The organism is Sphaerotilus natans (assembly GCF_900156335.1).
GTDB classification, from domain to species: Bacteria; Pseudomonadota; Gammaproteobacteria; order Burkholderiales; family Burkholderiaceae_C; genus Sphaerotilus; species Sphaerotilus natans.
This window is the reverse complement of sequence record NZ_FTMZ01000017.1, coordinates 92,985-106,446: the sequence shown is the minus strand read 5'-3', so window position 1 is coordinate 106,446 and position 13,462 is coordinate 92,985. Positions and strand designations below refer to the sequence as shown.

General features: G+C 71.8%; 11 protein-coding genes. 4 read left to right on the top strand and 7 right to left on the bottom strand.

Features of this window, described 5'->3' with window-relative positions:
- Positions 1-203 precede the first annotated feature (203 nt).
- Genes BW996_RS15055 through BW996_RS15045 form a run of 3 tightly spaced genes read right to left on the bottom strand, consistent with a single transcriptional unit; the run spans position 204 to position 2,177 of the window.
- Positions 204-911: a TetR/AcrR family transcriptional regulator gene (locus tag BW996_RS15055; RefSeq protein ID WP_037486234.1), complete on the bottom strand. Its 708-nt coding sequence runs from the start codon at positions 909-911 to the stop codon at positions 204-206.
- A gap of 29 nt (positions 912-940) precedes the next feature.
- A complete protein-coding gene (locus tag BW996_RS15050) occupies positions 941-1,780 on the bottom strand; it encodes a class III extradiol dioxygenase family protein (protein WP_037486230.1) in 840 nt (279 codons plus the stop codon).
- Between the two features lie 55 nt (positions 1,781-1,835).
- Positions 1,836-2,177 carry a protocatechuate 4,5-dioxygenase subunit alpha gene (locus tag BW996_RS15045; protein ID WP_037486228.1) on the bottom strand — a complete coding sequence of 114 codons (342 nt, stop codon included), beginning with the start codon at positions 2,175-2,177 and terminating at the stop codon, positions 1,836-1,838.
- Between the two features lie 102 nt (positions 2,178-2,279).
- Here BW996_RS15045 and BW996_RS15040 point away from each other — a divergent pair, with 102 nt between their 5' ends.
- Positions 2,280-3,236: a LysR family transcriptional regulator gene (locus BW996_RS15040; RefSeq protein WP_037486240.1), complete on the top strand. Its 957-nt coding sequence runs from the start codon at positions 2,280-2,282 to the stop codon at positions 3,234-3,236.
- Here the strand turns inward: BW996_RS15040 and BW996_RS15035 are convergent.
- Genes BW996_RS15035 through BW996_RS15020 form a run of 4 tightly spaced genes read right to left on the bottom strand, consistent with a single transcriptional unit; the run spans position 3,197 to position 10,492 of the window.
- Positions 3,197-4,651 (bottom strand): efflux transporter outer membrane subunit, encoded by a 1,455-nt coding sequence (locus BW996_RS15035; RefSeq protein ID WP_081838317.1) that lies wholly within the window; start codon positions 4,649-4,651, stop codon positions 3,197-3,199. The two genes, BW996_RS15040 and BW996_RS15035, sit on opposite strands and share 40 nt — an antisense overlap.
- The gene (locus BW996_RS15030; RefSeq protein WP_037486235.1) at positions 4,651-7,776 is read right to left on the bottom strand and encodes an efflux RND transporter permease subunit; all 3,126 of its coding nucleotides are present in this window, start codon (positions 7,774-7,776) and stop codon (positions 4,651-4,653) included. Before BW996_RS15030 ends, BW996_RS15035 begins: the two co-directional genes overlap by 1 nt.
- 16 nt (positions 7,777-7,792) lie before the next feature.
- Entirely contained in the window at positions 7,793-9,091 is a 1,299-nt protein-coding gene (locus BW996_RS15025) for an efflux RND transporter periplasmic adaptor subunit (RefSeq protein ID WP_037486226.1), read from the bottom strand.
- Positions 9,092-9,142: 51 nt separating this feature from the next.
- Complete coding sequence (locus BW996_RS15020) at positions 9,143-10,492, bottom strand: ferredoxin reductase family protein (RefSeq protein WP_076458988.1); 1,350 nt, start codon at positions 10,490-10,492, stop codon at positions 9,143-9,145.
- 120 nt (positions 10,493-10,612) lie between these two features.
- Between BW996_RS15020 and BW996_RS15015 the strand changes: the two genes are divergently transcribed.
- Genes BW996_RS15015 through BW996_RS15005 form a run of 3 tightly spaced genes read left to right on the top strand, consistent with a single transcriptional unit; the run spans position 10,613 to position 13,454 of the window.
- Positions 10,613-12,088, top strand: a complete 1,476-nt coding sequence (locus BW996_RS15015) for an ATP-binding protein (RefSeq protein ID WP_245801919.1) — start codon at positions 10,613-10,615, stop codon at positions 12,086-12,088.
- A 53-nt stretch (positions 12,089-12,141) separates the two neighbouring features.
- Positions 12,142-12,684, top strand: coding sequence for a hypothetical protein (locus tag BW996_RS21935; protein ID WP_206539536.1), 543 nt, complete (start codon positions 12,142-12,144; stop codon positions 12,682-12,684).
- A gap of 8 nt (positions 12,685-12,692) precedes the next feature.
- On the top strand, positions 12,693-13,454 hold the full coding sequence (locus tag BW996_RS15005; protein ID WP_076458987.1) for a response regulator: 762 nt from the start codon (positions 12,693-12,695) through the stop codon (positions 13,452-13,454).
- Positions 13,455-13,462: the final 8 nt, after the last annotated feature.

Genomic DNA, 13,462 nt, shown 5'->3' with positions numbered 1-13,462 from the left:
GTTGAAGACATAGCGCAGCACCACGTTGCCGAACACCAGCACCACCATCGCCGCCAGCAGCAGCCCCATCACGGCTTCCAGCAGCCGGCAGAAATTGTCCAGAACCTTGGCCATCACGGCTCTCCTTGTCATCGCAAGAGCAGTAATGTACGAACTGGTTAGTTTTACAAACCTAGTAAGAACCCTAGGTTTCGGGAATGTCCTCAGGCGCGCACGAAGCGCACGATCATCTCGACGATGCTGTCGCGCCGGGCCTCGATCGCGGCCGGGTCGTCGAAGTCGTGCTTGAAGATCAGCGAGAAGGTGTGGCGGTTGGAGACGTTGAACACCGACAGCGCCGAGATCGACATGTGCAGGTCGATCGGATCGATGCCGCAGCGGAAGACGCCCTCGCGCACGCCGCGCTCGTAGACCGAGCGCAGCAGGTTGATGGCCGGCACGTTGAGCTGCTGGATCAGCCGGGACTGCGCCAGGAACTCGCCGTGGTGCATGTTCTCGTTCATCACCAGCCGGATGAAGTCGGGATTGCTGCGCTGGTAGTCGCAGGTGAAGGCGACCAGACGGCGCAGCGCGGTCTCCGGCTCGAGATCCTCCAGATGCATGTCGGTCTCGATGTGGCGGATGCGCCGGTAGGCCTCCTCCAGCACCGCGACATACAGCCCCTCCTTGCTGCCGAAGTAGTAGTAGATCATCCGCTTGCTGGTGCGGGTCGCGGCGGCGATCTCGTCGATGCGCGCGCCGGCCAGCCCCTTGGCCGCGAACTCCCGGGTGGCGACATCGAGAATGTCGGCCATCGTGGCTTCGGGATCGTTGGTGCGACCGGTCTCCGCGGCCGGGGTGTCGGCGGCGGAGGCGGTCTTCGCGGCGCGGCGGCGGCGCGGGGCGGGGGCAGGACGGACGGGTTCGTTCATGGGGCCGTGAGCATACCGCGCGCGGCGGCTCAGGCGACCGGCTCCAGCAGCATCAGGCCCGAGGCGGTGTTCGAGATCGGGATGTGGTAATTGCGGTGCAGCTCGCGCACCGACTCGCCCAGCGCGCCGCGGGTGGCCAGCCACATCAGCAGCTCGATGCCCTGGGTGCCGGCCTTCTCGACCAGCTCGTGGATGCTCAGGCGCGTCGCCCAGGTCGGGTCCTGGACCAGGCTGTCCATGAACTGCAGGTCGAAGGCCTTGTTGATGAAGCCGGCGCGCTCGCCGTCGAGCTGGTGCGACAGGCCGCCGGTGCCCAGCACCATGACGCGCGCATCGGACGCCCAGGACCGGATCGCCCGACCCACCGCCTGGCCCAGCTTCCAGCAGCGCGCGGCCGTCGGCAGCGGGAACTGCACCGTGTTGATGCAGATCGGCACCACCTTGACCGGCCAGGCCTGGTCGGGCCACAGCAGCGCCATCGGCAGCGTGAAGGCGTGGTCGACCACCATCTCCTGGCAGGTGGTCAGGTCGAACTCGGCCTCGGTCAGCGACTCGACCAGATGCCACGACAGGTCCTGCTCGCCGGTGAAGGCCGGCACCTGCGGGATGCCCCAGCCCTCGTCGGCGTTGCTGTAGCTCGGGGCGGTGCCGATCGCGAAGGTCGGCATCTTGTCGAGGAAGAAGTTCAGGCCGTGGTCGTTGTAGAAGACCACCACCACGTCCGGGCGGGCCTCGGCCAGCCAGTGCTGGACCGGGCGGTAGCCGTCGAAGAAGGGCTTCCAGTACGGGTCGTCCTGCAGGCCGCGGTGGATGGCGCGGCCGATGGCCGGGACGTGCGAGGTGTTGATGCCGCCGATGATGTGGGCCATGGGGAAATCCTGGTGAGCTGAGGAAGGTCGGGCGAGGGTCGGGCGGGATGGGGCTTCAGCCCGCGGCGGCCAGCAGCCTGGCCTTGAACTCGTCCTTGCTCAGGCCGGTCTGCTGTGCGCCCAGGTCCTGCACGTCCAGGCCGAAGATGCCGGCGAACTTGGCCAGGTAGTACACATTGCCGCCGGCGGCGATCAGCGCGAGCACGTTGCGCTGGCGGATGGCCTCGCGCTGCTCGGCGTTCAGGCCGTGGCGGGCGCAGTAGCCGTCCTCGTCCTGCACGAAGGCGGCGCGGTTCTCGGCCGTGTTGAACGAGTAGCACATGCGGTTGAGCGCGTAGCCGCGGCGGGCCATGCGGCCGTCGAACAGCGTGGTGCCGAAGATGTCGGGCATCGTCATCGGGAAAGTCTCCGTGCGGGGCAACGAGGGAGGGTGTGAGGCGATGACCTCAGTGTCCCGATCTGCAATCATTCGATAAACAGATGCATGCTGATGGCTGACATGAACGATATCGATGATTCAGGCCGGATCGAGCTCGACGGCCGGCTGCTGCAGGCGCTGGTGGCGGTGCATGAGGAGGGCTCGCTCACGCGTGCGGCGCAGCGGCTCGGGCTGACGCAGTCGGCGGTGAGCCATGCGGTGGAGCGGCTGCGCGCCATCACGGGCGATGCGCTGTTCGTGCGCTCGGGCCGTGGCATCGTGCCCACCGCGCGGGCCGATGCGCTGGTGGTGGGCGCGCGGCGCCTGCTCGCCGAGCTGCGCGACTTCGGTCAGGCAGGTGCCTTCGATCCGGCACAGCTGCGTCGCACGCTGACGATCGCCGCCAACGACCTGCAGCGCGACCTGCTGCTGCCGCCGCTGCTGGCGCGGCTGCGTGCACAAGCCCCGGGCGTGCTGCTGCGCGTGATCCCGGCGGGCGCGCCGACGCCCGAGCTGCTGCGCGACGAAGCCTGCGCGCTGGTGCTCACCCCGCGGCCGCCGGAGGCGGGCGACATTCTCCAGCGCCGGCTCTTCGACGACGAGTACCGGGTGTTCTTCGACCCGCAGGCGCGTCAGGCTCCGCGCGACCAGGCCGACTATCTGGCCGCCGAGCACCTGACGGTGGCGCATGACGGGCGGCTGCGCACGCTCGACATCGACGACCGCATCGCTGGCCTGGGCCTGCAGCGGCGCATCGTCGCCACCGTGCCGGTCTTCGCCGGCCTGGCCGCGCTGCTGGCCGGCAGCACGCGGCTGGCGACCGCGCCCGGCCGGCTGCGCCACGGCGTGCTGCGTGGCCTGGCCGACGCGCCGCTGCCCTGGCTGCAGCCGGCGCCAGGACTGACGATGTACATGGTCTGGCACCAGCGCCACCAGGATGACCCGATGCACCGCTGGCTGCGCGAGCTGCTGGTGGCGTGCGCCGGCGCGGCGGCGCCTCAGCGGTCCGCATCCCCACCGCCGCCGAGCACCTTGTAGAGCGTGATCCGGTTGCTCTGCTCGGTCAGCTCCAGCGTGATCAGCGCCTGCTGCGCGGCGTAGAGCGAGCGCTGCGCGTCCAGCACCGTCAGCCAGCTGTCGGCGCCGGCGCGAAAGCGGGCCTCGGCCAGCGTCAGGCTGCGGCTCCAGGCCTGCACCAGCGCGCGCTGCGCGTCGAGCCGCTCGGCCAGCGCCGCGCGCACCGACAGCGCGTCGGCCACCTCGCGGAAGGCGGTCTGCACCGCCTTGTCGTAGGTGGCGCGGCGGATGTCGCGGGTGGCCTCGGCGCGGGCCACGCCTGCCTCGATCGTGCCGCCGTCGAGGATCGGCCAGCTCACCGAGGGCACGAAGCTCCAGGCGCCGCCGGCGAACAGGTCACCGAGCTGGCGGCTGGCGGTGCCGGCCGAGGCGGTCAGGCTGATGCGCGGAAAGCGCGCCGCCCGTGCGGCCTCCAGATCGGCGCGCGAGGCCTGCAGCAGGTGCTCGGCGGCGATCACGTCCGGGCGACGCAGCAGCACGGTGGAGGCCAGCGCGTCGGGCAGGCCGACCAGCGCGGCTGCCTCGTCGGTGTCGGCGTCGGTCGGCAGCAGCACCTCGGGCACCGCGCGGCCGACCAGCAGCTCCAGCGCGTTGCGGTCGCGCTGCACCTGGCTCTCGAGCACGGCCACCTGGCCGCGTGCGGTCTCGACCGTGGTGCGGGTCTGCGCCAGCGTCAGGCCGGAGGCGGCGCCCAGCGCCTGGCGGCGCTCGGTCAGGCGCAGGGTGTCCTGCTGGCTGGCGAGCGTCCGTCGCGCCAGCGCGAGCTGGCGGCGGTCGGCGCCCAGCGTCAGCCAGGCGGTGGCGACATCGCCGATCAGCGTCAGCCGGGTGGCGCGCTGCACCGCCTCGGTGTTGAGCCAGCTCTGCAGCGCCGAGTCGCGCATGCTGGCGACCCGGCCGAACAGGTCCAGCTCCCAGGCGCTGATCCCGACGCCGACGCTGTAGCTGCGGTTGAGCGTGTCGCGGCCGGCGCTGCTGGCCTCGGCCGGGGTGAAGGAGGCGCTGGAGCTGCCGGTGGCGTTGAGCGTCGGGCGCCGGGCGGCGTCCTGCACCTGGTAGGTGGCGCGAGCCTGCTCGATGCCGAGCAGCGCCACCCGCAGGTCGCGGTTGTGCTCGAGCGCCAGCGCGATCACCTCGCGCAGCCGGGCATCGCGCACCAGATCGCGCCAGGCGGGCAGGGCCGCGGCGCTGGCGGCCGGCACGGCGGCGGCATCGCTCCAGCGCGCGGCGGGCAGCTCCAGCGCCGGGGCTTCGGCGCGCGGCGGCGCGGAGGCGCAGCCCGCCAGCAGCAGGCCGGCGGCGACGGCGAGGGCGAGGGGCCGCAGGCCCGGGCGGATCGTCTTCATGCTCGTCGGGTTCAGGGTCGTGGAGATCATCACGGCGTCTCCGGGGTCGGGGCGGCGCGACGCGCCATCAGGCGGCGAACCACCACGAAGAAGACCGGCACGAACAGCAGGCCCAGCACGGTGGCGCTGGCCATGCCGCCGAGCACGCCGGTGCCGATGGCGCGGCGGCTGCCGGCCCCCGGCCCGGTGCTCAGGGCCAGCGGCAGCACGCCGAACATGAAGGCCAGCGAGGTCATCAGGATCGGCCGCAGCCGCAGTCGCACCGCCTGCTTCGTCGCCTCGATCAGGTCCATGCCCTGCTCCTGGAGCTGCTTGGCGAATTCGACGATCAGGATCGCGTTCTTCGCCGACAGGCCGACGGTGGTCAGCAGGCCGACCTGGAAATAGACATCGTTGGACAGCCCGGCGAGCTGGGTCAGCCCGAGCGCGCCGATCACGCCCAGCGGCACCACCAGCATCACCGAGAAGGGCACCGACCAGCTCTCGTAGAGGGCGGCCAGGCACAGGAAGACGAACAGCACCGACACCGCGTAGAGGATCGGCGCCTGCGCGCCCGACAGCCGCTCCTGGTAGGACTGGCCGGCCCATTCGATGCCGTAGCCCGGCGGCAGCGCGGCCACCAGCTCCTCGAGCACCGCCATCGCGGTGCCGGAGCTGACGCCGGCGGCGGCCTCGCCGACGATCTCGTAGGAGGACATGCCGTTGTAGCGCTCCAGGCGCGGTGCGCCGAAGGTCCAGTCGGTGCTCGCGAAGGCCGAGAAGGGCACCATCGCGCCGCTGCTGCTGCGCACCTGCCACTGCAGGATGCTGTCGGGCGCGCTGCGGAAGGGCGCGTCGCCCTGCAGGTAGACCCGCTTGACCCGGCCCTGGTCGATGAAGTCGTTGACGTACTGGCCGCCCAGCGCCGCCGACAGCGTGCTGTTGATGTCGGCGGTGGACAGGCCGAGCGCGCCGGCCTTGCGGTCGTCGATGCGGATGCCCAGCTGCGCGGCGTCGTCCAGGCCGCTGGAGCGCACCTGCGCCAGCTCCGGGCGCTGGCGCGCGGCCTGCAGCAGCTGGTCGCGGGCGCGCACCAGCGCGTCATGGCCCTGGCCTGCGCGGTCCTGCAGCTGCAGCGTGAAGCCGCCGCTCGAGCCCAGGCCGCGCACCGTCGGCGGCTGCATCACGATGACCCGTGCGTCGCGCAGGCTGGCGAGCTCGCGGTTGGCGCGCCGCGCGATCGCCGCGGCGCCCTGGTTCTCGCCGGTGCGCTCGCTCCAGTCCTTGAGGCGGATGAAGGCGCGACCGGTGGCCTGGTCGCCGGAGAAGCCCAGGATGGTGGTGTAGCCCTCGATGTCGTCCTGGCGGCCCAGCCAGTTCTCGAGCGCGTTCATCGACTTCATCAGCCGCTCGCTGGTGGCGCCCGAGGGCAGGCGCACCTCCACCATCAGCACGCCCTGGTCTTCCGCTGGCAGGAAGGAGGTCGGCAGCTGGCGGTACATGAAGGCCATCGCCGCGACGATCAGCGCGTACAGCAGCATCATGCGTCCGCCCCGGCGCACCAGCGTGCCGGTCAGCGCGGTCAGGCCGTGGGTGCCGCGGTCGAAGCCCCGGTTGAAGCCGCCGAAGAAGCGCCCGAGCAGGCCGCGGTGCGGCGCATGATGCGCGCCCGGCGGCAGCGGCTTGAGCAGCGTGGCGCACAGCGCCGGCGTCAGGCTCATCGCCACCGCGACCGACAGCAGCATCGCCGTGACCACGGTGATCGAGAACTGGCGGTAGATCACCCCGGTCGAGCCGCCGAAGAAGGCCATCGGCACGAACACCGCCGACAGCACCAGCGCGATGCCCACCAGCGCGCCGGTGATCTCCTGCATCGAGCGCCGGGTGGCCTCGCGCGGCGGCAGGCCTTCCTCGGCCATCACCCGCTCGACGTTCTCGACCACCACGATCGCGTCGTCCACCAGCAGGCCGATGGCCAGCACCAGGCCGAACATCGTCAGGCTGTTGATCGAGTAGCCGAAGACCGCCAGCACCCCGAAGGTGCCCAGCAGCACCACCGGCACGGTGATCGCCGGGATCAGGGTGGCGCGCCAGCTCTGCATGAACAGGTACATGATCAGCACCACCAGCACCACCGCCTCGAGCAGGGTGTGGGCCACGCCCTCGATCGACACCTTCACGAAGGGGCTGGTGTCGTAGGTCAGCGCGGTCTGCAGCTGGTAGGGGAATCCGGGCTGCAGCTCGGCGAGCCGGGCCTTGACCGCGTCGGCCACCGCGATCGCGTTGGCGCCTTCGGCCAGGCGCACGCCCATCGCCGCCGAGGGCCGGCCCTTGAAGCGGGTCACGACGTTGTAGCTCTCGCCGCCGAGCTCGACCCGCGCGACATCGCCCAGGCGCACCGCGCTGCCGTCGCTGGCGGTCTTGAGCACGATCTCGCGGAACTCGCGCACCGACTGCAGCTTGCTGCGCGCGGTGATGGTGACGTTGAGCTGCTGGCCCGGCGGCGCCGGCAGGCCGCCGACCTGGCCGGCGGAGATCTGCGCGTTCTGCGCGTTGACCGCGCTGGCGATGTCCGAGGGCATCAGTCCGTAGGCCGCCAGCTTGGCCGGGTCGAGCCACAGCCGCATCGCGTGGCCGGTGCCCAGGGTCTGCACATCGCCCACGCCGTCGATGCGGCTGATGACGTCGGCCAGGCTGGAGGTGATGTAGTCGCCGATCTGGATGTTGGTGGCGCTGTTGTCGGCCGAGTACAGCGCGACGATCATCAGGTAGTCGGTGCCGGTCTTGGTGACGGTGACGCCCTGGTTCTGCACCGCCTGGGGCAGCTGGGACAGCGCCTGCTGCACCTTGCTCTGCACCTGCATCAGCGCGACATCGACATTGGTGCCGGCATTGAAGGTCAGCGAGACGCTGGCCTGGCCGGACGAGGCGCTGGTCGAGGACATCGCCTGCAGGCCGTCGAGGCCCTTCATGCGCTGCTCGATGACCTGGGTGACCGAGTCTTCCAGCGTCTTGGCCGAGGCGCCGGGATAGGTGGTGCTGACCGAGATGCGCGGCGGCGCGATGTTCGGATACTGCTCCAGCGGCAGCGTGGTGATCGCCAGCGCGCCGGCCAGCATCACGATGATGGCCAGCACCCACGCGAAGATGGGGCGGTCGATGAAGAAGCGGGCCATGGCGGTGCGCTCCTGCTCAGCGGGCCGGGCCCGAGGGCGCGGAAGCCGGCGCGGCGGCGGAGGCCGCGCGCGCACCGGCCGGTGCCGACAGTGCGGCCGTGTCGACCTCGTGCGGCTTGACGGTGTCGCCCGGGCGCACCTTCTGCAGGCCCTCGACGATGACGCGCTCTCCCGCCTTCAGGCCCTCGCCGATCAGCCAGGCGTTGCCGAAGGCGCGGGTGGCGACCACCGCGCGGCGCTCGACCTTGTCCTGCGCGTCGACCACCATCACGCTGGCGGCGCCGCGTGCGTCGCGCTGCAGCGCCTGCTGCGGCACCTGCAGCGCCTGCTCGACGGTGCCGGTCTCCAGCACCGCGCGCACATACATGCCCGGCATCAGCACGCCCTCGGGATTGTCGAAGCGCGCGCGCAGCGTCACCCCGCCGGTGGCGGTGTTGACCGAGACGCCCGAGAAGCCGATGCGCCCGGGCAGCGGGTAGCTGCTGCCGTCTTCCAGCAGCAGCCGCAGGCGGGCCTCGTCACCGCCGATCTTCTGGAAGCGTCCGGCGGCCAGGTCGCGCCGCAGCCGCAGCAGCTCGGCGCTGGACTGGCTGATGTCGACCTGAATCGGGTCGAGCTGGCGCACGGTGGTCAGCGCGGTGGCCTGGTCGGCGGTGACCAGCGCGCCCGGCGTGACCGCCGACAGATCGACCCGGCCGGAGATCGGCGCGGTGACCGTGGTGCGGCTCAGGTTGAGCTGGGCGGCGGCCTGCGCGGCCTGGGCGCTGGCCAGATCGGCCTCGGCCTGCTTCAGCGTGGCCTGCGCGTCCTGCAGATCCTGCTGGCTGACCGCGTCGATCTTCAGCAGCTCGGCGCGGCGCTGCACGGTGAGTCGGGCGGTCTCGACGGCTGCCTGCGACTTCGCCACGCTGGCGCGGGCGCTGTCGAGCGCGATGCGGTAGCTGTCGGGCTCGATCTGGTAGAGCGGCTGGCCGGCGCGCACCAGCGCGCCCTCGGTGAAGCTGACCTCGCGGATCAGGCCGCGCACCTGCGGGCGCACTTCGGCCACCCGGGCGGCGCTGACCCGGCCGGGCAGCTCGGTCGACAGGCTGGCGCGGCCGGTCTGCAGCACCACCACGCCGACTGCGGTCGGGCCGGCGGGGGCCTTGGCGCCTGCTGCACCACCGGCGCCGCCGGCTGCAGCGCCTCCTGCGGACGGGGGGGCCGGGGCATCGTTCTTCTGGCATCCGGCCAGCAGGCCGCTGCCGAGTGCGGCCGCCAGCAGGCTGGCCGCCAGGGCTGCAGCAGGGCGGCGGGGGGTCTTGCGGGGAATCATCGGTGGAGCTCCGGAGAGAGTCGGGGCAGAGAGTGGGGCCGCGCGCTCGGCTCAGCGCATCTGGAACAGTTCCTGGTGGAAGGCCCGGGCCGGCAGGCCCCGGGCGGCGAAGTCGGCGTGCAGCGCGCGGCCGAAGCCGCCGGGGCCGCAGAACCACAGGCTGGCCTGGGCCCAGTCGGGCACCAGGCGGCGGATGCGCTCGCCGTCGAGCAGGCCATCCTCGGCATCGACCAGCACATGCAGGCGGATGCCGGCGGCTTCGGCGTCGGCGCGCAGCCGTGCCAGCGCCGCCTCGTCGCGCTGCGCGGTGGCATGGAAGAGGTCGACCTGCGCGTGCGGGCCGCCGCGGCGGGCGAGCTGCTGCATGCGTGCGACGAAGGGCGTGATGCCGATGCCCGCGCCGACCCAGATCTGGCGCGCGCGGCCATCCTCGAAGTCGAAGCGGCCGTAGGGGCCCTCGACCGTCACCGCTCGCCCCGGGCGCAGCAGCTCGGGCAGCGCACGGGTGTGGTCGCCCAGCGCCTTGGTGATGAAGCTCAGGCGCGGCGACTGCGCGTCCCAGGCGCTGGCGATGGTGTAGGGATGCGCGCCGTCCTTCGCGTCGACCGTCACGAAGGCGAACTGGCCCGCAGCATGGCCCGGCCAGCCCGGGGCCATCTCGATCACCGTCTCCAGCGAATCGACGCCGGGATAGCGCCGCGTCTCGACCACCGTGCCGCGCACCTTGCGGCGGGCGCCGACGCGGCCCGCCAGCACCAGGACCGCCGCGACCGTGCCGCCGGCCATCAGCAGCGCCAGGATCACCCCGACCGGCTGGGTCCAGTAGGAGAACTTCACCAGCACCACCGAGTGGAAGACCAGCGCCAGATAGGCCGCGGCCAGCCACTTGTGGGTCTTGGCGAAGAGGTGATAGGGGAAGCGCTTGACCAGCGCCAGGATCATCAGGATCGCGGCGGCGTAGAACACCCACTCGCCCACCGTTTCGGCCAGGCCGCGCTGGCTGCCCAGCAGCGCCTCAAGATAGCTGCGCTCGACGCCGGCCGGACGCGGCCCGCGCACCGGGCGCTCCAGCCAGCCCCAGCCCACCATCCACTTCGTGCCCTTGGCGAACCACCAGTGCAGCACCGAGGTGCTCAGCGCGGCGATGCCCAGCCATTTGTGCAGGCGGTACATCTTGTCGAGGCCGTCCAGGTGCGGCTCGAGCCGGCGCGGGCGCAGCGCGAGCAGCATCGCCACGCTCATCACGCCGATGGCGATGACGCCGCTGTACTGCACGAAGACCGCGCGGAAGGAGAACCAGGTCAGCGGCTGCGGCCAGGGGCTGGGTTCGGCCAGCAGCCACAGCAGGGTGAGCGCCGCCAGCAGGGCAACGAGGGCATGACGGATGCGATGTGTTGGCATGATGGCGTCAGCATCGCGCCCGAATGTGCAGGAAATTTGGATGTCCGCCGCGCTGGCCGGTGCGGTCGGCGACGACTTGCCTTCGCCTGCGTCCGGTGCGACGCTCGCCAGGCCATGATCATGATGAAGCTGAATCTCTCCCGCCTGCGCCCGCCCTGGCCCCGGCCTGGTCTGACGGTGCGGCTGTTCTTTGCGGTGCTGGCGGTGGCGGTGCTGGTGGCGGTGATGATCGGTCTGGCCGCGCAGCTGGGCTTTCACCGCGGCTTTCTCGGCTACCTGAATCGCCAGGCGGTCGAGCGCATGGAAGCGGCCGTGCCGCGGCTGCGCGATGCCCACGCCGAGCATGGCAGCTGGGACTTCGTCGCCGGCCGGCCCGGGGCCTGGTTCCGGCTGGTGGAGAACGATCTGCCGCGCGGCGATCCGCATCAGGAGCTGGGCGCGATCGACACCGCCCAGCTCGCGCCCAGCCTGCTGGGCTACGGCCGGCGGCTGACGCTGCTGGATGCGCAGCGTCAGCATGTGATCGGCTTCCCGCGCATCCTGGCCAACTCGGAGGAGCGCGAGATCGTCGACGAGGCCGGGCGCACGCTGGGCTGGATCGTGCTGGCGCCGGTGCAGTCGGTGACCGATGCGGCGGCGCTGCGCTTCCAGTCCGAGCAGCTGCGTGCCACGCTGGTCGCCGCCGTGCTGGCCCTGCTGCTGGCCGCGCTGGTGGCCTGGTGGGTGGCGCGCGCGCTGCTGGCCCCGGTGCGCGCGGTGGCGCAGGCCACGCACCGGCTGGCCGCTGGTCACCACGACACCCGCGTCGAGGTGCGCGGCCAGGACGAGGTGGGCCGCCTGGCGCAGGACTTCAACCTGCTCGCGCAGACGCTCGAGCGCAACGAGCGCCTGCGCCGCGAGGCCATGGCCGACATCTCGCACGAGCTGCGCACGCCGCTGGCAGTGCTGCGCGGCGAGATCGAGGCGATGCAGGACGGCATCCACCCGCTGACGCCGCAGGCGCTCGGGCTGCTGCACGGCGAGGTCAGCGCATTGACCCGGCTGGTCGACGATCTGCACCAGCTCGCGCTGGCCGATGTCGGCGCGCTGCGCCTGCGCCATGAGCGGCTGGACCTGGCCGCGCTGGTGCGCGCCCAGACCGAGGCCTTTGCGGCGCGCTGTGCCGAGCGCCGGCTGCGGCTGATCGTCGATCTGCCCGAGGCGGCCGCCACGCTGCTGCCGCCGCTGCTGGCCGACGCCGACCGCCTCGGCCAGCTGCTGCACAACCTGCTCGACAACGCGGTGCGCTACACCGATCCCGGCGGCGAGCTGCGGGTCGCCCTGGCCCATGACCCGGCCGCCGCGCAGCTGCTCCTGACGGTGGAGGATTCCGCCCCCGGCGTCGCGCCCGAGCTGCTGCCGCGCCTGTTCGAGCGCTTCTTCCGCGTCGAGTCCTCGCGCGGGCGTGCCGGCGGTGGTTCCGGCCTGGGCCTGGCCATCTGCCGCAGCCTCGTCGAGGCCCACGGCGGGCGCATCCACGCCGAGGCCTCGCCGCTGGGCGGGCTGAAGATTCGGGTGGCGCTGCCCGTCGAGACCGAGCGCGGTACGGGCTTGTAGACTTCTGCCCCTGTCATCGGCCCTTGGGCCCTCAGCTTCGGGAGTGATGAAAGATGAAGATCTCGTTCGATCGTCTCAAGGAGGCGACGGCAACGACCTTGTCTGCGGCCGGCAAGGCCGGCACGGCGATTCGGGATACAGGTCAGGAGCTGGGCGCCCAGGCCCTGAATCTGCTGGAGCAGGAGCATGCACAAGCGGCGATGCGGCAGGTTCGATCGATCTCGGAGACCGCCTTGGCCGAAACCAGCAGGCTGACCGGACAGGTCATCGACAAGGTCAAGGAGGTCGACCTGAGCCACAAGGCCGTGGCGGACAAGGCGGAAGCGGTCTCCATGGGGCTGGGCATCACGTCCGGCGTGGCGGTGGCTGGTGCAGCCATCGCGGCGCCAACCGGGCTGAGCGCCGTCGGCGTGGCCTTGGGCATCACCAGCGCACCGCTGATCGTGACCGCCGCCCCCGTTCTGGGTGCGGCCGCCACCGCTGCGGGCGTGATCTCCGGCGGAGCCTACTTCTATTCCAGATGGCGTTCCGCGCAGGAAGAAGCAGAAGCGCAGGACGAGGCGCAGGACGCAGGGCGAGACAGCGCCGGTGCATGAGTGGCGGCATGTCTTTGTCCGACCTCATCCTCGTCGTCGAGGACGAACCCCGGCTGTCGCGGCTGGTGGCCGATTACCTGAAGGCCGCCGGCTACGACACGCGCATCATCGACAACGGCCTGGACGTGATGCCGGCGGTGCGCGAGCGCGTGCCGGCGCTGGTGCTGCTCGACCTGATGCTGCCGGGCCAGGACGGCCTGGCGGTGTGCCGCGAGCTGCGCGCGCACGGCGACACGCCGGTCATCATGCTGACCGCGCGGGTCGAGGAGGTCGACCGGCTGATCGGGCTGGAGAGCGGCGCCGACGACTACATCTGCAAGCCCTTCAGCCCGCGCGAGGTGGTGGCGCGGGTGCGCACCGTGCTGCGGCGCTGGCGGGCGGTGCCGCCGTCGGTCGAGGGGGCTGCCGCGCGCGCTGCGCTGCTCGAGCCGGCGGCGGCGCTGCCGGTCGCGCGGCTGCAGATCGACCTCGACAGCCACCGGGCGCGCTTCGACGGCCAGACGCTGGACCTGACGCCGGTCGAGCTGCGGCTGCTGGCAGCGCTGGCGGCTGCGCCGGGCCGGGTGTTCTCGCGCGACCAGCTGCTCGACCGGCTGCATGACGACCAGCGTGCGCTCAGCGACCGCACCGTCGACAGCCACGTCAAGAACCTGCGCCGCAAGCTCGAGCAGGTCAGCCCTGGCGTGGAGCCGATCCGCTCGATCTACGGCGTGGGCTACCGCTTCGAGCCGCCGGCCGGTTGGCTGGCGGATGTGGGAGTTCGGGCGTGACTCTTGGG

What these genes read in the sequence shown, in the direction of transcription:
- BW996_RS15030 (WP_037486235.1), bottom strand. Translation starts at nt 7,776, where the DNA reads ATGGCCCGCTTCTTCATCGACCGCCCCATCTTCGCGTGGGTGCTGGCC.
- BW996_RS21935 (WP_206539536.1), top strand. Translation starts at nt 12,142, where the DNA reads ATGAAGATCTCGTTCGATCGTCTCAAGGAGGCGACGGCAACGACCTTG.
- BW996_RS15040 (WP_037486240.1), top strand. Translation starts at nt 2,280, where the DNA reads ATGAACGATATCGATGATTCAGGCCGGATCGAGCTCGACGGCCGGCTG.
- BW996_RS15005 (WP_076458987.1), top strand. Translation starts at nt 12,693, where the DNA reads ATGTCTTTGTCCGACCTCATCCTCGTCGTCGAGGACGAACCCCGGCTG.
- BW996_RS15025 (WP_037486226.1), bottom strand. Translation starts at nt 9,091, where the DNA reads ATGATTCCCCGCAAGACCCCCCGCCGCCCTGCTGCAGCCCTGGCGGCC.
- BW996_RS15020 (WP_076458988.1), bottom strand. Translation starts at nt 10,492, where the DNA reads ATGCCAACACATCGCATCCGTCATGCCCTCGTTGCCCTGCTGGCGGCG.
- BW996_RS15015 (WP_245801919.1), top strand. Translation starts at nt 10,613, where the DNA reads ATGATGAAGCTGAATCTCTCCCGCCTGCGCCCGCCCTGGCCCCGGCCT.
- BW996_RS15050 (WP_037486230.1), bottom strand. Translation starts at nt 1,780, where the DNA reads ATGGCCCACATCATCGGCGGCATCAACACCTCGCACGTCCCGGCCATC.
- BW996_RS15045 (WP_037486228.1), bottom strand. Translation starts at nt 2,177, where the DNA reads ATGACGATGCCCGACATCTTCGGCACCACGCTGTTCGACGGCCGCATG.
- BW996_RS15035 (WP_081838317.1), bottom strand. Translation starts at nt 4,651, where the DNA reads ATGATCTCCACGACCCTGAACCCGACGAGCATGAAGACGATCCGCCCG.
- BW996_RS15055 (WP_037486234.1), bottom strand. Translation starts at nt 911, where the DNA reads ATGAACGAACCCGTCCGTCCTGCCCCCGCCCCGCGCCGCCGCCGCGCC.